Annotated in this window: 22 protein-coding genes; 3 read left to right on the forward strand and 19 right to left on the reverse strand. The window is 63.1% G+C overall.

Annotation, left to right across the window (positions count from 1 at the left end):
- The first annotated feature begins 108 nt into the window (after window positions 1–108).
- The 3 genes from ACIQT2_RS06225 (at window position 109) to ACIQT2_RS06235 (ending at window position 3,402) form a co-directional block, all read left to right on the forward strand.
- Entirely contained in the window at window positions 109–1,086 is a 978-nt protein-coding gene (locus tag ACIQT2_RS06225) for a carbohydrate ABC transporter permease (RefSeq protein ID WP_402944601.1), read from the forward strand.
- An 80-nt stretch (window positions 1,087–1,166) separates the two neighbouring features.
- A complete protein-coding gene (locus tag ACIQT2_RS06230) occupies window positions 1,167–2,003 on the forward strand; it encodes a carbohydrate ABC transporter permease (protein ID WP_402944987.1) in 837 nt (278 codons plus the stop codon).
- 52 nt (window positions 2,004–2,055) lie between these two features.
- Complete coding sequence (locus tag ACIQT2_RS06235) at window positions 2,056–3,402, forward strand: ABC transporter substrate-binding protein (protein WP_402944603.1); 1,347 nt, start codon at window positions 2,056–2,058, stop codon at window positions 3,400–3,402.
- A 62-nt stretch (window positions 3,403–3,464) separates the two neighbouring features.
- Here ACIQT2_RS06235 and map read toward each other — a convergent pair whose 3' ends face one another.
- From map to rpmC, 19 genes are all read right to left on the reverse strand, one after another.
- On the reverse strand, window positions 3,465–4,292 hold the full coding sequence (map, locus tag ACIQT2_RS06240; RefSeq protein ID WP_402944605.1) for a type I methionyl aminopeptidase: 828 nt from the start codon (window positions 4,290–4,292) through the stop codon (window positions 3,465–3,467).
- Between the two features lie 17 nt (window positions 4,293–4,309).
- Window positions 4,310–5,236, reverse strand: a complete 927-nt coding sequence (locus ACIQT2_RS06245; RefSeq protein ID WP_402944607.1) for an NAD-dependent epimerase/dehydratase family protein — start codon at window positions 5,234–5,236, stop codon at window positions 4,310–4,312.
- Window positions 5,233–6,954, reverse strand: coding sequence for a class I adenylate-forming enzyme family protein (locus tag ACIQT2_RS06250; protein ID WP_402944610.1), 1,722 nt, complete (start codon window positions 6,952–6,954; stop codon window positions 5,233–5,235). The genes ACIQT2_RS06245 and ACIQT2_RS06250 overlap by 4 nt, the downstream gene beginning before the upstream one ends.
- Window positions 6,944–8,131: a cytochrome P450 gene (locus tag ACIQT2_RS06255; protein ID WP_402944613.1), complete on the reverse strand. Its 1,188-nt coding sequence runs from the start codon at window positions 8,129–8,131 to the stop codon at window positions 6,944–6,946. Before ACIQT2_RS06255 ends, ACIQT2_RS06250 begins: the two co-directional genes overlap by 11 nt.
- Window positions 8,128–8,922, reverse strand: a complete 795-nt coding sequence (locus ACIQT2_RS06260) for a glycosyltransferase family 2 protein (protein ID WP_402944615.1) — start codon at window positions 8,920–8,922, stop codon at window positions 8,128–8,130. The genes ACIQT2_RS06255 and ACIQT2_RS06260 overlap by 4 nt, the downstream gene beginning before the upstream one ends.
- Window positions 8,919–9,974 (reverse strand): 3-oxoacyl-ACP synthase III family protein, encoded by a 1,056-nt coding sequence (locus ACIQT2_RS06265; RefSeq protein ID WP_402944618.1) that lies wholly within the window; start codon window positions 9,972–9,974, stop codon window positions 8,919–8,921. Before ACIQT2_RS06265 ends, ACIQT2_RS06260 begins: the two co-directional genes overlap by 4 nt.
- Window positions 9,975–10,086: 112 nt before the next feature.
- The gene (locus ACIQT2_RS06270; RefSeq protein WP_397325868.1) at window positions 10,087–10,656 is read right to left on the reverse strand and encodes an adenylate kinase; all 570 of its coding nucleotides are present in this window, start codon (window positions 10,654–10,656) and stop codon (window positions 10,087–10,089) included.
- A gap of 5 nt (window positions 10,657–10,661) precedes the next feature.
- Complete coding sequence (gene secY / locus ACIQT2_RS06275) at window positions 10,662–11,972, reverse strand: preprotein translocase subunit SecY (RefSeq protein ID WP_402944621.1); 1,311 nt, start codon at window positions 11,970–11,972, stop codon at window positions 10,662–10,664.
- 184 nt (window positions 11,973–12,156) lie between these two features.
- On the reverse strand, window positions 12,157–12,639 hold the full coding sequence (gene rplO, locus ACIQT2_RS06280) for a 50S ribosomal protein L15 (RefSeq protein WP_402944624.1): 483 nt from the start codon (window positions 12,637–12,639) through the stop codon (window positions 12,157–12,159).
- The gene (rpmD, locus tag ACIQT2_RS06285; RefSeq protein ID WP_347108066.1) at window positions 12,639–12,845 is read right to left on the reverse strand and encodes a 50S ribosomal protein L30; all 207 of its coding nucleotides are present in this window, start codon (window positions 12,843–12,845) and stop codon (window positions 12,639–12,641) included. Before rpmD ends, rplO begins: the two co-directional genes overlap by 1 nt.
- A 2-nt stretch (window positions 12,846–12,847) precedes the next feature.
- Entirely contained in the window at window positions 12,848–13,519 is a 672-nt protein-coding gene (gene rpsE / locus ACIQT2_RS06290) for a 30S ribosomal protein S5 (protein ID WP_397325846.1), read from the reverse strand.
- Window positions 13,520–13,548: 29 nt separating this feature from the next.
- Entirely contained in the window at window positions 13,549–13,932 is a 384-nt protein-coding gene (rplR, locus tag ACIQT2_RS06295) for a 50S ribosomal protein L18 (protein ID WP_397325847.1), read from the reverse strand.
- A gap of 3 nt (window positions 13,933–13,935) precedes the next feature.
- A complete protein-coding gene (rplF, locus tag ACIQT2_RS06300) occupies window positions 13,936–14,472 on the reverse strand; it encodes a 50S ribosomal protein L6 (protein WP_347108069.1) in 537 nt (178 codons plus the stop codon).
- 18 nt (window positions 14,473–14,490) lie between these two features.
- Window positions 14,491–14,889: a 30S ribosomal protein S8 gene (rpsH, locus tag ACIQT2_RS06305; RefSeq protein ID WP_397325848.1), complete on the reverse strand. Its 399-nt coding sequence runs from the start codon at window positions 14,887–14,889 to the stop codon at window positions 14,491–14,493.
- Between the two features lie 78 nt (window positions 14,890–14,967).
- The gene (gene rplE, locus ACIQT2_RS06310) at window positions 14,968–15,546 is read right to left on the reverse strand and encodes a 50S ribosomal protein L5 (RefSeq protein WP_144659421.1); all 579 of its coding nucleotides are present in this window, start codon (window positions 15,544–15,546) and stop codon (window positions 14,968–14,970) included.
- Entirely contained in the window at window positions 15,546–15,905 is a 360-nt protein-coding gene (gene rplX / locus ACIQT2_RS06315) for a 50S ribosomal protein L24 (protein ID WP_144659420.1), read from the reverse strand. The genes rplE and rplX overlap by 1 nt, the downstream gene beginning before the upstream one ends.
- A 3-nt stretch (window positions 15,906–15,908) precedes the next feature.
- Entirely contained in the window at window positions 15,909–16,277 is a 369-nt protein-coding gene (rplN, locus tag ACIQT2_RS06320) for a 50S ribosomal protein L14 (protein ID WP_003803789.1), read from the reverse strand.
- Window positions 16,278–16,630: 353 nt separating this feature from the next.
- Window positions 16,631–16,927 carry a 30S ribosomal protein S17 gene (rpsQ, locus tag ACIQT2_RS06325; protein ID WP_144659419.1) on the reverse strand — a complete coding sequence of 99 codons (297 nt, stop codon included), beginning with the start codon at window positions 16,925–16,927 and terminating at the stop codon, window positions 16,631–16,633.
- The gene (rpmC, locus tag ACIQT2_RS06330; RefSeq protein WP_347108074.1) at window positions 16,924–17,244 is read right to left on the reverse strand and encodes a 50S ribosomal protein L29; all 321 of its coding nucleotides are present in this window, start codon (window positions 17,242–17,244) and stop codon (window positions 16,924–16,926) included. Before rpmC ends, rpsQ begins: the two co-directional genes overlap by 4 nt.
- Between the last annotated feature and the right edge of the window lies 1 nt (window position 17,245).

Consider the following 17,245-nt stretch of genomic DNA (forward strand, 5'->3'; position numbering starts at 1 on the left):
GCCCGTTTTTGGTCCAACGGAGCCTCGGCCCTGTGGTGAGCTAGGGCTGTCTCCCGCCGCCCCGATCCGGGCCGGCACCCAAAGTTCGCCTCACAACGTAAGTGATCCATGACTACCCGACTCGTCAACACCCTCCCTGACCGTTCGGGCGTTCCGGTCGCGGTGCCGCCCCCAAACGGGTCCGCACCTGGCCGCTACGCCAAGCGGTGGTCCGGCCGCAGCCGCAAGGACTTCGTCGTTTTCCTCGCCATGGCCCTGCCCAACATCGCCCTGATTGCCACGTTCACCTACTGGCCGCTGATCAACAACATCTACTACTCCACCTTGGACTGGACGCTGGGTTCGGCGTCGGCAACGGTGGTGGGGCTGCAGAACTACATCACGTTCTTCACCAGCGAGGACGCAGCCAAGGTCCTCGGAACCACGGGCATCTTCACGGTCGTGACGGTGGGCGGTTCCATGGTGCTCGGGCTGCTGGTGGCCCTGGCATTGAACTCGAAGGTCCGCGGCACCACGTTCGCCCGTTCGGCGGTGTTTGCACCGTACGTGCTCTCCGGCGTGGGTGTGGGCCTGGTGTGGCTGTTCATCTTCGACCCCGGCTACGGAGTCCTCGCGTGGATTCTCCGTGGCTTGGGACAGCAGAGCCCGCAGTGGATCAACGATCCCCAGTTGTCCTTGGTGATGGTCATCATCGTGTACGTCTGGAAGAACCTCGGCTACTGCGCCGTGGTGTATCTCGCGGGCCTTCAGTCCCTCCCCCGCGACGTCATGGAAGCTGCGGCGTTGGACGGAGCCAACAACATCCGCCGGTTCTTCAACATCTCGGTGCCCCTGCTCTCCCCCACCACGTTCTTCCTCCTGATCACCACCATGCTCAGCTCCCTGCAGGCGTTCGACCTCATCCGCATCATGACGCCGCTGGGGAACGGCACCAGCACGCTGATCTACGAGGCCTATCTGCAGGCCTTCGGCGCCTACAACCGGGCAGGCTATTCGGCCGCGATTTCGGTGGTCCTCTTCGCCATCCTGCTGGTCATCACCGTCCTCCAACTGCGCTTTGTTGAGCGAAAGGTCCACTACTCGTGAGCGCCCAGTCTCCCGCCGCCGTCGTACGTCCCACGGACCCGGACCAAGCAGCACCGCAGCCACCCCACGTACCGCGGCCGCTGTCCAGGTCCAACCTGGTCCAGACGCTGGCCGCCGGATACGTCCCGCTCGTCGTGGCAACGCTGGTGGTCTTCCTGCCTTTGCTGTGGATGCTGCTGAGCTCCTTCAAACAGCCCGGCGAGATTGTCACCACGGACCTGAAGATCCTGCCTCAGTCGCTGAACCTGGAGAACTATGCCACTGCGATGACCACCGTCCCGTTCGCGCAGTTCTTCGCCAACAGCCTGATCGTCACCTCCGTCGGTTCCACCATCAAGGTGGTCCTGGCGATCCTGACGGCGTATGCCTTGGTGTTCGTCCGGTTCCCGTACAAGAACGTCATCTTCGTGCTGATCCTGGTGGCCCTCATGGTTCCGGCGCAGGTTTCGATCCTGCCCAACTACATCCTGATCGCAGGCATGGGAGGAAAGAACACGTTATGGGGCATCATCCTCCCCGGCCTGGGTACGGCATTCGGAACCTTCCTGCTCCGGCAGCATTTCCTCACCCTCCCGCCGTCCATCCTGGAAGCGGCCGAGATCGACGGCGCCGGACACTGGCGACGTCTGTGGCAAATCATTGTGCCTGTTTCCCTGCCCTCGGTGGCGACCGTGGCCTTGGTAACCGTGGTCAGTGAATGGAACGACTACATCTGGCCGCTCATCATCACCGACCGGCCCGAGACCATGACGCTCCCGGTGGGCCTGACCTTGCTGCAGAACTCCGAGGGCAACGGCGCGGGCTGGGGAATCCTCATGGCGGGCGCAGTCCTGGTGATTGTCCCCATCCTTCTGGTCTTCGCCGCCCTGCAGCGCTACATCGTCGCCGGCCTGACGCAAGGCAGCGTCACCGGCTAACAACTCCACCCGCACTATTTCGCATCGAAGTCAGTCATTGAGAGGAAGCACTATGCGCACGAATCTTGACCGTCGGCATTTCCTTGGCCTCGCAGGCCTGGGCGCCGGAGCAGCGGCACTGGCCGCCTGCGGTGGACCGTCGACGGCGGGCCCCGGAACAACCGTCGAATCGGCGGCCGTCGACTTCAGCGGCGTCAAGCCAGCCGCGTCCATCGATTTCTGGACCAACCACCCTGGCAAGTCCCAAGACGTGGAAAAGTCCATCATCGACAAGTTCCACGCCAAGTTCCCCGACATCAAGGTGAACCTGGTGACCGCCGGCGCCAACTACGAGGAAATTGCCCAGAAGTTCCAGACCTCCCAAGCTGCCAAGACCGGTCTGCCCGGCCTGGTTGTCCTCTCCGACGTGTGGTGGTTCCGCTACTTCTCCAACGGCAGCATCATCCCCCTGGATGGGCTTGTGCAGCAGCTGGACATCAAGCTCGAAGACTTCCAGAAATCGCTGGTTGACGATTACAAGTACGACAACCAGCAGTGGGCCCTTCCCTACGGCCGTTCCACCCCGCTGTTCTACTACAACAAGGACCACTTCAAGGCTGCTGGCCTTCCGGACCGTGCTCCGGCCACGTGGCAGGAATTCGCCGAGTGGGCACCCAAGCTCAAGGCATCCTCCGGTGCGCAGCACGCCTACATGTACCCCGCCCTGGCGGGCTATGCAGGCTGGACCCTGCAGAACAACCTGTGGGGCTGGGGTGGCAGCTGGTCCAAGGACTGGGACATCACGTGTGATTCGGACAAAGCAGTGGCTGCCCTCCAGTGGGCGCAGGATTCCATCTACAAGGACGCATGGGCCGGCGTTTCCTCCAAGGAAGCTGCCGACGACTTCGCTGCGGGCATCGCCTCCGCCACGATTTCCTCCACCGGTTCGCTGCTCGGCGTGCTCAAGGCCGCCAAGTTCAACGTCGGCGTGGGCTTCCTGCCGGGCGGCCCCGAGGTTGCCACGGGCGTGTGCCCCACCGGTGGTGCAGGCTTGGGCATCCCCAGCGGCATCAGCAAGGAAGAGCAGCTCGCCGCAGCCACGTTCCTCAAGTTCATGACCGAACCCGAGAACACTGCCGCGTTCTCCGCCGCAACCGGCTACATGCCCACGCGGCTTTCGGCGGACATGTCGGCCGTCCTGGCAGCCACCCCGCAGATCAAGACCGCCATGGACCAGCTCGCGGTCACCCGTGTCCAGGACAACGCCCGTGTTTTCCTGCCCGGTGCGGACCAGGAAATGGCCAAGGCTGCCGCCAAGATCCTCACCCAGCAGGGCGATGTCAAGGCAACCATGACCGAACTCAAGAAGACGCTTGAAGGCATCTTCACCAAGGATGTGAAGCCCAAGCTGAAGGCGTAGCCTCCCGGCTGCATGAAAAAGCGCGGGGCTGCATGGCAGCTCCGCGCTTTCTTTTGGGTTTGCTACGGAATCGGAACAGGCACGACGCCGAGCGGCGCCAATTGCTCTGCGCCACCGTCCGGCGCGGACAGGACCCAGATGCCCTTTTCGTGGACAGCGACGGAGTGTTCCCACTGGCAGGATCGCTTGCCGTCGGTGGTCACCACGGTCCAATCGTCGTCAAGGGTGGCGGTCTCGATGCCACCGCGCACCAGCATGGGCTCGATGGCCAGGCACAGCCCGGGACGGATCTTGGGACCCCGGTGGTTGGTGCGGTAGTTCAGGACATCCGGTGCCATGTGCATCTCGGAACCGATGCCGTGGCCTACGTAGTCCTCAAGGATGCCCAGCGGCTTGCCGGGAACGGAGGAAACGTAATCATCGATCGCGTTGCCGATGTCCCCCACGAACTTGCCCTTGGCGAGCGCGGCGATGCCCCGCCACATGGCTGCCTGCGTGACGTCCGAGAGGCGCTGGTCCTCCGGATCGGCCGTGCCGACAATCACGGTACGGGCGGAGTCCGAGTGCCACCCGTCCACGATGCAGCCGCCGTCGATCGAAATGATGTCGCCGTCCTGCAGCAAACGGCCACCCGGGATCCCGTGCACCACTTCCTCGTTCACGGAGGTGCAGATAGTGGCGGGGAAGCCGTGGTAACCGAGGAAGTTGGACTTGGCTCCGGCGTCGTTCAGGACAGCAGCGAAGACGTCGTCAAGGTCCTTGGTGGTCACACCCGCCTTTGCCGCCGCAACTGCAGCATCCAGCGCACGGCTCAGCACCAGGCCGGCCTCGCGCATCTTGCGCATCTGCTCGTTGGACTTGTATTCAATGCGGGGCTGACCGAACGCCATGTTCTCCTCTGGGATGTTTATACGGGTGCCGATCGGGCCCCATGCTCCAACCATTTTCCAGCATCCGACAGCGAGGTCGAAATTGGCTCGACCCCCAGGCCGCCCCGAAGCCTGTCCAAGCAGTAAGTCCGTTCGCGTCCCAACTGGCTCACGGCGTACCGCGTCAGCCGCGGCGGCCTGTTGCTTGCCAAGGCGGCTGTCTCCGAAACACGCGCCATGGCCATAGCCCCGGCGACGGGGATACAGCGGATCCGCACGTCCCCATGTCCGGTCACGTCCAGTACCTGCCGCAGCACGTCACCGAGCTCCACCGGTTCTGCGTCAGCGACGTTGACTGCTCCCCGAAGCCCTGAGGTGCAGGCAGCGAGCGCGGCGCCGGTCAGGTTGCTGATGTGCGTGAGTTGGTGCCTCACCGCGGGGTGGCCAACACTGAGGAGTTGTCCCCCACGGATGTTACCGACGAGCCTCGGCAAGAGGGTACGGTCCCCTGGGCCATAGACACCGTGCGGCCGCAAGACCAGGGCATTGCCGTGCTTCCTGGCCTCGATGTCCGCGAGCGCCTTGCTGCGACCATAGGCGTTGAGGTGGCGTGTTGCAGGCTCCTCTTCGCGACGGTTGCGGCAAGGCTCCCACCATGGGTAGACGCTTGAGCTTGAGATGTGCACCAGGCGTGTTCCCGCAAACGCCTCAGCCACCGCCCGTGTCCCCAGGACGTTGGTGCGGTGGAACTGCCCGGCGTCGCCCCAGTCAGCGACGAAGGCACCGGCATGGACGACGGCGTCTACATCCGGTAAGCGCGCCGGCGCAAGGCCAGCGAGATCCCAGTAGGAAAGGCCATCACCTGTGCGCCGGGCAAAGCGGACCACTTCCCAGCCCCGGGCTTCCGCTGCCTGGGCTACGGCTGCCCCGATGAATCCGGTAGCTCCCGTGACGGCGATTTTCATGCGTGGTCCACGGCAAGCGCTGTGTCAGCGAACTGCCGCCGAAGGGCTGCGCGGTCAGGCTTCCTGTGGCGTCCGGCGACCGGGATGGTGTCCAGTATTTCCACCCGGTCCGGAAGGGCGGATTCGTCGATCAGCCGGGGCAGGTCCTTCGCCAGCCGGGCCCGGAGGACTTCGGCGCTATGACCCGGTGCCGGCACCACGGCGAGCCACACCGACTCGTCGCCAATGGAGTCGGTAACGCCAATCATCACGGCATGCTGCACGCCCTCCACGCCGGCGATCACCGGTTCATACAAGGCCGGATAGATGTTGGTCTTTCCACGGATGATCATGTCCTTCTTCCGGCCGATCATCACCAACCGGGCCCGCCCATCTGCCCCGTCCTTCCCGTGGTCCAGGCGAACCAGGTCCCCCGTGGCGTGTTCCGCCATGGGTTTCTCGCCAAGATAGCCCAGGCACATGTTGGGGCCGTGCGCGAACAGTTCGTGGTCCTCCCCCACGCGGATGCCGACGGCGGGCAGCGGTTCCCCGAGGAAGTCTCCTTCACCGCTTCCATCAGCCGCAGTGAACTCGGCAGTGGTTCCCGCGGCGAAGGCAAGTTTTTCCGGGCCGTCGGCGATCGCTATGGGCAACAGTTCCGTCATGCCGTAGATGAGCTTGAAATCGACGCCCGGCAGCAGGTGCATGGCACGTTGGAGGAAAGGCGCCAGGACAGGAGCCGCACCCAGCATCACTGTCTTCAACGTAGCCGGAAGCCGGACAGTGCCGTCCTCCACCGCGTCCAGGATGGGCGCCAATTGCGAGGGAACAAGGAAGAGATGGGTTGCCGCGCCATAGCCGTCTCGTTTCCCAACAACCGGCCCCAGCTCGCGTGCCAACCGGAGGGGGTCGATGTGGGCGGAGAAGCCATAGGCCGGCATGGTCCAATGGGCACCGGCGATCAGGGCGGGAAGGCCCATCATGAGCTGCTCCGAATGGATCCGGTCGCCTTCCCCGAAGGTGCAGCGGCGGGTGAGTTGGCTGAAGCCCGCGGCAAGCGAACCCCGTGTGTGGACCACACCTTTGGGGGCTCCTGTGGTCCCCGAGGTGAAGATGATCACCGCTTCCTGTCCGGAATCGCCGGAGGGGAGTTCCGAGTCCGAGCCCGCCGGTATTCCGGGAGCCTTTACGGCCTGAGGCAACGGACGCCGCAACTTCCCCACCGCCGTGGCTCCGCCCGGAACTCCGGGTAGCCACGGTCCCGCGTAATAGTGCCGGACGTTCATGGCCCCGTAATCGGGAAGGAGCAGGCCCCGCCGACGGGCCAGTGGCCGCAGGGGACTTCTGGTGCTGAGCGCATACAGCAGCGATTCCGCGGCCGCCCAGCGGGGAGCGGCGAGTTCGGCCCGGTCGTGGAAGAGGGGAGGACCGATGCCTGGATCGATGAACACTACCGAGCCGCCGGCCCTGACGGCGCCCAAGGCGAGGATGAAGGCGGCGGGGCTTGGCCTGACGGAAAAGAGCATCCGCTCTCCGGAGCCAAAGCCCTGGTCCTGGAGCCGGGTGGAGGTCGCCTCGATTCCGGCCACAAGGTCGCGGTAGGTAATGGTCTTTCCGGGTTTTCCTTGGCTGCGCTTTCCGGGAGCCCGGCCGGGGGCCGTGATTGCAGGATGGTCCGGGACCTTCGCGGCTGCTGCATACACAGCCTCCACCAAATCCGTGTGCCCGTCAGCTTTCATTGGCCAACTCCAGTTTCTGGTAACCCGGGATCAGCACGCCCGTGCTGACCTTCCTGGACGGGATGGTCCAGGGCTTCCTGAGGTACCTGTCCAGCAGCACGTCCAGGGCAGCGTTGATCTCCGCCATGGCAAGCGGCATGCCGATGCAAAAGTGGGGACCGGCCCCGAACCACAACTGCCGGGCCTGCGGCGGCGTGGGCTGGTCCGGATCAAATCCTCCCAGGCTCTTCGCGGCATGCACGGTGGACAAGAGGATACGATCGCCGGTGCGGACTGCCTTTGCCCCGATTGCTCCGTCAACAACGACGTTCCGGAGCATCATGGGTGACGGCACGGTGTACCGCAAAGCCTCGTTGACCGCCGCAGGTAGGCCGGAACGATCGGCCGCGAGCGCAGAAACCCGTCCGGAATCGCTCAGCAAGGCCACCAACCGCGGCACGAAGGAAACCAGCGTCTCCGTCCCCACCATGACGAAGGCACTGATGATGCCCAAGGCTTCTTCCTCGGTCATGCCCAAGCTGCGAAGCCGGCCGGGGAACGTTCTGGGGTCATTCCCGTGGAAGGCCGCCCTCGCCGGACCGGCCAGAAGCTCGACGGCGGCACGCCCCTTGGCCGCCTGCCGTGGCGTCAGGCTGGGGCGACCCAAGCGGACCAGCGAGGAAATCGAGGAACCGAGATTGAACAGTTCCCTGTCCGGCAAACGCCCAGGCGCGTCATCGGGCACGCCCAACAGCCGGGATATGACTCCCCCGGCCAACTCCTTAACGCAGTCCACCAGGTCCACCCCGGCCCCGTTGTCCAGTCCCTGCTCCACGCGGGAGAGGAAACTTTCCTTGGCCGGTTCCACCATGGCCGCGACGGAGCCCGGAGTGAAGAGGTCGGCCAGCTTCCGCCGCAGTTCACGGTGGTCCTTTCCGTCCATGTTGACCAGCGCCCGCGGACCCACCACCGGGGTCCACAAGCCACCCGAGGCCGAGGCTCCGTTCTTCACGAATCGCTCCCCGTCCATCAGCACACCACGGACCAGGGACGCTTCGCTGACCAAAACGCCCAGCCCTGGGAGACGAAGCACGGGACCCAACGCACCCAGCGAACGGACCAGCGGATAGAGCACCGGATGGGCGCCCAGCTGGACCCTGCGTTCCCAGCGCTCTGCTGCGATGACGGAACCCGTCATCGGATGTCTACGTGCTCGGGACGGTAGCGGTGGTCCGCATACCAGGCCAGGGTGTTTTTCAGCCCCCAAGCCTTCACCCGCCGGGAAGAGCCGTACACCACCACATCCCGGCGCAGCGCGTAGTTGCGGGTCAGTTTCCGTACTTGGTTGGACAGTGCCCGGTCCTCGTGCAGATCCTCGATGCGGGTCCTCGGAAAGCCTCCGGAACGGTGGTACATGTCGGAGGTGATGGCCATGTTGCAACCCGGCAGCATCTGGTAGGGACCCAGGTAACCCTCTCCCTTGTTGCCGGGACGGATCCTGCCGAAGAACGACGCCACTTCAACAGCCAGCAGCATCATCCTCCGCTCTGCGGCCGTGATGCCCTCGTCATCCCGCGGTACAAGCTGCCCGGCGATGAGTTCAAGCCCCGCCTCGAATCCGGCCACGATGCGGGCCGTCCAATCGCTCGCGGCGAGGCAGTCGGCGTCGATCCGTGCCAGCCACGTGGCGCCGTGGTCAACGCCGAAGCGCATCCCGGTATCGGCGGCCGCGCCAGTGCCCTTCTCCGCCTCGTGCAGGAGGCGGATATCCATGCCGGGGTTCTCTGCGGCGAACGCCTCCACAATGCCGCAACTGCCGTCAGTGGAACCGTTATCCACCACCACAACCGTGAAGTTGGCCTCGACCTGGGCAGCGAGCGACTCCAAGGTCTGCCGGACCAGCTTCGCTTCGTTGAGCATGGGCACGGCGATGGACAAACGCCGGGTGGGAGCCAGGCTGCCCAGGGATCCGGACTGCGCTGGGTTCACAGCCGCACCACGGCCATTCCCAGGCTCACCCCGCCGGCCAAACCAACCAGTGCCACCACGTCACCCGGGCCGCAACGCCCTCCATCAATCGCCATTTTGAGCTGCAGCGGCAAGCTCACGGACGCGAGGTTGCCGAACTCCTCTACTGTGGGCACCAATTTGCCCTGCGGTACTCCTGCGCGCTCAGCAAAGATTTCCCGGTAGGGGGCGCTGACCTGGTGCACGCAGACAACAGCGAAGTCCTCCCATTTCATGCCCAGGCTCTCCAGGGTGTGGTCCAGCACTTCACAGCCAAGGTCCAGGAACGCGTCCTTGAGCTTCTCCCCATCCATGGTGAAGTAGGTGGCTTCGGGGTCACGGGGGAAGGCCGATCCGCCCCCGGCCAACGTCCCCACGGACCAGTGGCTGCTCTTGGCCGTGAACGCCATGGCGAGGATTCCTTCCGACCCGGCCTTCGCCGAACCGGTGCCCGCGGCGGGCGGGAGCGCAGCCTCAAGCAGCACGGCGGCACCGCCGTCGCTCATGGTGTACCCGGGGAAGCTGCCTGCGAACGTCTGGAAGTCCGGCACCGACCACCGTACAGCCCGTGACGGCGACTCACCCGTGACCACCAGAACCCGCGCATAACGCCCGGCAGCGATCAGCGAGTCTGCCACCTCTACACCGTTCAGGAAGCTGTTGCAGGCGTTCTTGACGTCCATCACGGGGCATTGCAGCCCCAGTTTTGCGGCGACCATGTGGCCGGTAGCCGGCTCCACCATGTCCTGGCTGGCCGAGGCGAAGATCAGCAGGTCAACGTCCGGGGCCTGCAGCCCGCACCCTGCCAGAACCTTTGCCGCGGCGTTGGCGGCAAGATCGGAGGCCTGCTCGGACTCAGCCATGACGCTGCGTGTCCTGATCCCGGTGACCCGTCCAATGAGGCCTCTCGGTACGCGGAACCCGGGGCTTGACTCAGCGATGCGACGCTCGACGGCGGCCGTGTCCAGGCGAGCGGGTGGCAGGTAGACCTCCAGGCCCGCGATCCGGCTGTTCCCGGAAAAGACTCCATGCATGCGGTTCCCCCAAGATTGCCGCGGAAAAGGAAAAGGGTGTGTCCCGCACCAATCGTACGGGACACACCCTTTGCGTCCGGAGCCGTTTCACGGGCTATGTGGACAAACCTGCTTAGACGGCCTTCGCCGACTCGATAGCGGTGAGGACACGGTCGGTGACCTCGTCAATGCCGCCGATGCCGTCCACCTGCGTCAGGATGCCACGCTCGGCATACTTCGCAACAACGGCCTCGGTCTGCTCGTGGTACAGGTCAAGGCGGTGGCGGATGACGGCTTCATTGTCGTCAGAACGGCCGGTTTCCTTGGCGCGACCGAGAAGGCGCTGCACCAGTTCCTCGTCGTCGGCGGTCAGCTGGAGCACGACGTCGAGCTCCTGCTCGCCCTCGGCGAGGATGTGGTCCAGGTAGTCCACCTGGGCCGTGGTGCGCGGGTAGCCGTCAAGGAGGAACCCGTTCTCGACGTCGGATTCGCCCAGGCGGTCGCGGACCATCTTGTTGGTGACGCTGTCCGGAACGAAGTCCCCGGCGTCCATGTACTTCTTGGCCTCGATGCCCAAAGGTGTTTCGCCCTTGACGTTGGCCCGGAAGATGTCGCCGGTGGAGATGGCGACTACGCCAAGGCGCTCGGAAATCCGCTCAGCCTGCGTACCCTTGCCTGAACCCGGAGGTCCGATAATCAGCATTCTCGTCATCGCAAAAGCCCTTCGTAGTGACGTTGTTGTAGCTGCGCATCAATCTGCTTGACGGTTTCCAGGCCCACACCCACCATGATCAGGATTGACGTGCCACCGAACGGGAAGTTCTGGTTGGCGTTGATCAGGACGAGTGCAACCAGCGGAATCAGCGCCACGAAGCCCAGGTAAAGGGCTCCAGGCAGGGTGATCCTGGAAAGCACGTACTGCAGGTAGTCCGCGGTCGGTTTACCCGCCCGGATGCCCGGAATGAACCCGCCGTACTTCTTCATGTTGTCCGACACTTCTTCAGGGTTGAAGGTGATGGCCACGTAGAAGTAGGTGAAGAACACGATCATGGCGAAGTAGAGCGCCATGTAGATGGGGTGGTCGCCACGGGTGAGGTTGTTGTTGATCCACTCAACCCAGGGCGCCATCTGCTCCCCTGCCTTGGGCTGGTTGAACTGGGCAATCAGGCCGGGCAGGTAAAGCATGGAGGAAGCGAAGATGACGGGCACGACGCCGGCCATGTTCACCTTGATGGGAATGTAGGTGCTGGTTCCGCCAACCGTGCGGCGGCCAATCATGCGCTTCGCGTACTGCACCGGAACGCGCCGCTGCGACTGCTCCACGAAGACAACCAACGCCACAGTGACCAAGCCGATGGCCAGCACGATGAAGAACGTACCCGGACCCTTCGACTCCCAGATGGAGCCCAGGGAGCGCGGGAAGCCGGCTGCGATGGACGTGAAGATGAGCAGGGACATACCGTTGCCCACGCCCTTCTCCGTAACCAGTTCGCCCATCCACATGATAAGGCCGGTGCCGGCCGTCAGGGTGATGATGATGAGGATCGTGGTAACGATGCTGTCATCGGGAATGATCGGCAGGTTGCAGCCCGGCAACAATTGGCCAGAGCGGGCCAGCGACACCAAGGTGGTCGCGTTCAAGAGGCCCAGCGCGATGGTCAGGTACCGGGTGTACTGGGTGAGCTTCGACTGGCCGGACGAGCCTTCCTCATACAGTTGCTGGAACCGGGGAATGACCACCCGGAGCAGCTGCACGATGATGCTCGCCGTGATGTACGGCATGATGCCGAGCGCGAAGATGGATACCTGCAGCAAAGCACCGCCGCTGAACAGGTTCACCAGCTGGTAGATGCCCTGCGAGGTTTCACCGTTATTCAAGCATTGCTGGACATTCTGGTAGTTCACACCAGGCGAGGGGATGAAAGCTCCCAAGCGGAAGATTGTGATGATTCCCAGCGTGAACAACAACTTGCGTCGCAAATCGGGCGTCCGAAACGCCCGTCCGAATGCGCTGAGCAAGCGTCCTCCTGAGTTTAAGTACAAGGATGTGGATGGGCTCAATGAAACCCAACAACCGAGTCTAGCCGCTTGTGACGCCGTCGTAATAATCGAGAGTCCACAACCACGAAAAAAATCCCGGCCTGCAGGGCCGAAGCCCCGCAAACCGGGATCCTTTCACAACGGGCTTTTGCCCCGCCGACTCTTAGAGAGCGGTGGTGCTTCCGCCTGCTGCAGCAATCTTTTCAGCCGCGCTGGAAGAGAATGCGTGGGCGGTGACGTCGACCTTGACGGTGATGCCACCGGTGCCCAGCACCTTGACGGGCTGGTTCTTGCGAACGGCACCTTTCTCAACCAGGGACTCAACGGTGACAGCGCCACCTTCCGGGAACAGCTCGTTGAGCTTCTCCAGGTTCACAACCTGGAACTCAACCCGGAACGGGTTCTTGAAGCCGCGCAGCTTCGGCAGGCGCATGTGCAGCGGCAGCTGGCCGCCGGCAAAGCCAGCCTTTACCTGGTAGCGGGCCTTCGTACCCTTGGTACCGCGACCAGCGGTCTTACCCTTGGAGCCTTCACCACGACCAACACGGGTCTTGGCGGTCTTGGCACCCGGGGCGGGACGCAGGTGGTGGACCTTCAGAGCGTTCTGCTTCTCAGCAGCCTCTGCGGCGGTCTTGTTCTCTGCCATTACTTCGCCTCCTCAACATTCACGAGGTGCGGAACCGTGTTGAGCATGCCAACGGTCACGGCGTCGGCGTCACGGACAACGGTGTGTCCGATGCGCTTCAGGCCGAGGGACCGAAGGGTGTCGCGCTGGTTCTGCTTGGCGCCGATGACGCCCTTGATCTGGGTGATTTCCAACTTAGCGTCGGAAGGAGTCAGGTTCTTAGCCATGACTAGACACCTGCCTTCTGGTTCTGGAGCGCACGCACCAGGGCAACCGGAGCAACCTCGTCCAGCGGCAGGCCACGGCGGGCTGCCACGGAAGCGGGCTCTTCGAGCTGCTTCAGGGCGTCAACGGTCGCGTGAACGATGTTGATCGCGTTGGACGAACCGAGCGACTTGGAGAGGATGTCGTGGATACCCACGCACTCCAGTACTGCACGGACCGGACCACCGGCGATAACACCGGTACCAGCGGAAGCCGGACGCAGCAGGACAACGCCTGCAGCAGCTTCACCCTGCACGCGGTGCGGGATGGTGCTGCCAACGCGCGGTACGCGGAAGAAGGACTTCTTGGCCTCTTCAACGCCCTTGGCGATTGCTGCGGGAACTTCCTTGGCCTTGCCGTAGCCAACGCCAACCAGACCGTTGCCGTCGCCGACGACGACGAGAGCGGTGAAGCTGAAGCGACGACCACCCTTGACGACCTTGGCAACGCGGTTGATGGTTACAACGCGCTCTACGAACTGGCTCTTCTCGGCCTCACGGCCGCCGTCGCGGCCACCACGGCCACCACGGTCGCCGCGGCCCTGGCCACGCTCGCCGCGCTCGCCACGACGTCCGCCGCGGCGGTCGTCGGTAGCGGCTGCGGTCTCAGTTGCTTCAGCAGCTGCAGCTTCAGTCACCTGAATGTCCTTTTCGTTGTTTTCAGCGGTCACAGTGCCAGCCCACCTTCGCGAGCACCGTCAGCGACGGCGGCGATGCGGCCGTGGTACTTGTTACCGCCACGGTCGAAGACAACAGCTTCGATGCCTGCAGCCTTGGCACGCTCGGCGACGAGTTCGCCAACGCGCTTGGCCTTGGCCGTCTTGTCACCGTCGAAAGCGCGGAGGTCGGCTTCGAGGGTGGAAGCCGAAGCCACGGTGACGCCCTTGCTGTCATCGACAACCTGAACGAACACGTGACGTGCCGAACGGTTGACGATCAGGCGGGGACGAACAGCCGTGCCCGTGATGCGCTTGCGGATACGAAGCTGGCGGCGGCTGCGTGCAGCAGACTTGCTCTTGTTCGAACGCTTCTTGTTAATTGCGATGGCCATGGTTTACTTACCAGCCTTTCCGACCTTGCGGCGGATGACTTCGCCGGCGTAACGGACACCCTTGCCCTTGTAGGGGTCGGGCTTGCGCAGCTTGCGAATGTTGGCAGCAACCTCGCCGACCTGCTGCTTGGAGATACCCGAAACAGAGAGCTTCGTGGGGCCCTCCACTGCGAAGGTGATGCCCTCGGGAGCCGAGACGTTGACCGGGTGGCTGTAGCCCAGAGCGAACTCCAGGTCAGCGCCCTTGGCCTGAACGCGGTAACCGGTACCGACGATTTCAAGCTTCTTCTCGTAGCCCTCGGTGACGCCCTGGATCATGTTGGCGATCAGGGTACGGGTCAGGCCGTGCAGCGAACGCGAGTTGCGCTCGTCGTTCGGGCGGGTGACCGTGAGGGTGTTCTCTTCGAGGGAAACCTCGATCGGGCTGGCAACAGTGTGGCTCAGCTCTCCCTTGGCACCCTTGACGCTGATGACGGAGCCATCAAGCTTGACCTCAACGCCGGCGGGAACGGTGATGGGGAGACGTCCAATACGTGACATTATTCTCTTCCTTTCCCGTTACCAGACGTAAGCGAGGACTTCGCCGCCCACGCCCTTCTTGCCGGCCTGCTTGTCAGTCAGGAGGCCGGAAGAGGTGGACAGGATTGCGATACCCAGGCCACCCAGCACGTGAGGCAGGTTGGTGGACTTCGCGTAAACGCGGAGACCCGGCTTGGAGATGCGGCGGACACCAGCGATCGAACGCTCGCGGTTCGGACCGAACTTGAGGTCGATGGTCAGCTTCTTGCCAACTTCGGCTTCCTCTTCCTTCCAGCCGGCGATGAAGCCTTCTGCCTTCAGGATGTCGGCAACGCGTGCCTTCAGCTTGCTGTACGGCATGGTCACGGAGTCGTGGTATGCCGAGTTTGCATTGCGCAGACGCGTGAGCATGTCTGCGACAGGATCTGTCATAGTCATTTGGGCTATAGCCCTTCCTCGTAATGGTTTCCGCGGCGCTTGCTCTCATGAGCCTGCGCTGCCGGACCTGTTACGTAGTTAGTTTTCAGTCTTGAACGGGAAACCAAGCGCCTTGAGCAGCGCGCGGCCTTCGTCGTCGGTCTTGGCGGTGGTGACGACCGTGATGTCCATGCCGCGAACGCGGTCGATGGAGTCCTGGTCGATTTCGTGGAACATAACCTGCTCGGTCAGACCGAAGGTGTAGTTGCCGTTGCCATCGAACTGCTTGCCGTTGAGGCCGCGGAAGTCACGGATACGCGGCAGTGCCAGCGATACCAGACGGTCCACGAATTCCCACATGCGGTCGCCACGCAGGGTTGCGTGTGCACCGATCGGCATGCCTTCGCGCAGCTTGAACTGTGCAATCGACTTGCGGGCCTTGGTTACCTGCGGCTTCTGGCCGGTGATCAGGGTGAGATCGCGGACAGCGCCGTCGATCAGCTTGGAGTCCTTGGCGGCATCTCCAACACCCATGTTCACAACAACCTTCACCAGGCGGGGAACCTGGTTCACGTTCGCGTAGTTGAACTCGTCCTGCAGGGACTTCTTGATGGTCTCTGCGTACTTCGTCTTCAGACGCGGAACGATCTTCACTGGAGTCTCGAGAGTCTCAGTCATTAGATGTCCTTCCCGGTGGCCTTGGACACGCGGATACGAACGGTCTTGGTGCGGCCGTCCTTCTCAACGGTGTCGAGACGGAAACCAACGCGGGTCGGCTTCTTGGTCGACGGGTCTACCAGAGCAACGTTGGACACGTGGATCGGGGCTTCAACAACCTCGATGCCGCCGGTCTTGGTGCCGCGCTGGGACTGACCAACCTTGGTGTGCTTGGTGACGCGGTTGATGCCCTCGACCAACACGCGGTTGGTGTCCGGGAATACGCGCAGGACCTTGCCCTGCTTGCCGCGGTCGCCGCCGCGTTCCTGCTTGGCGCCGGTGATGACCTGAACCAGGTCACCCTTCTTGATCTTAGCCATGGACTAAAGCACCTCCGGGGCCAGCGAAACGATCTTCATGAACTTCTTGTCGCGAAGTTCACGACCAACCGGGCCGAAGATACGGGTACCGCGGGGGTCACCGTCGTTCTTCAGGATCACAGCTGCGTTCTCGTCAAACTTGATGTAGGAACCATCCGCACGGCGGCGTTCCTTCTTGGTACGAACGATGACAGCCTTGACGACGTCACCCTTCTTTACGTTGCCGCCAGGGATAGCGTCCTTGACGGTTGCGACGATGACGTCGCCAATGCCTGCGTAGCGACGGCCGGATCCACCGAGAACGCGAATGGTAAGGATTTCCTTAGCACCCGTGTTGTCGGCGACCTTGAGTCGCGACTCCTGCTGAATCAATTTTTACTCCTTGCGTCGCGCCGGTTCTCAGACCGAAATCATGCATACGGAATGAGCCTTGCGGAACGGTTGATCGGGGTGTCTCTGGACCTGCCTGGATTTTGCCAGAACAGGCCTAAACGCCCGTGCCACAAGCATCAGCTTCCCTTGCAGGAAAACCCTGCGCGGGGCAGTATGCAGTGGCACGATTGTTTACGAGGTGGTTGATGACGCACAAATGGCGCCATACAAACTCAAAATCTTAGCATGCTTTGAGGCCATACCATAACTGGCAGGAAAAGCGGAAGGGCCCGCGCTCCGTAAGGAACGCGGGCCCTTCCAGTAAGCCCGGCCGGGCATGCCCGGCGTCGGATTTACTTGGCCTTTTCGAGGATCTCCACCAGGCGGAACCGCTTGGTAGCGGACAGCGGGCGGGTCTCGGCGATCAGAACGAGGTCGCCGATGCCGGCGGTGTTCTGCTCGTCGTGAGCCTTGATCTTCGAGGTGCGGCGAATAACCTTGCCGTACAGAGCGTGCTTCACGCGGTCTTCAACCTCAACAACGATGGTCTTTTCCATCTTGTCGGAGACTACGTAGCCGCGACGCGTCTTACGGTAACCGCGCTGTTCAGCGCTGGCTGCTGCTTCCGTCACGTTTTCCTTCTCGCTCACTTGGCGTCCTCTCCAGCTTCAACCTCGGCAGCTTCTGCCTTGGCAGCCTTCTTGGACTTCTTTTCTTCCTTGGCTTCCACAACCGGTGCGGCAACCTCGGCACGAATGCCCAGCTCGCGCTCACGAAGAACGGTGTAGATGCGTGCGATGTCCTTCTTTACCGCGCGCAGACGACCGTGGTTCTCCAGCTGACCGGTGGCGGACTGGAAACGCAGGTTGAACAGCTCTTCCTTGGACTTGCGGAGTTCTTCAACGAGACGCTCGTTGTCGAAACCGTCCAGCTGTGCGGGTGCGAGATCCTTCGACCCTACTGCCATT

The organism is Paenarthrobacter sp. NPDC090522, from assembly GCF_044769225.1.
Classification (GTDB): domain Bacteria; phylum Actinomycetota; class Actinomycetes; order Actinomycetales; family Micrococcaceae; genus Arthrobacter.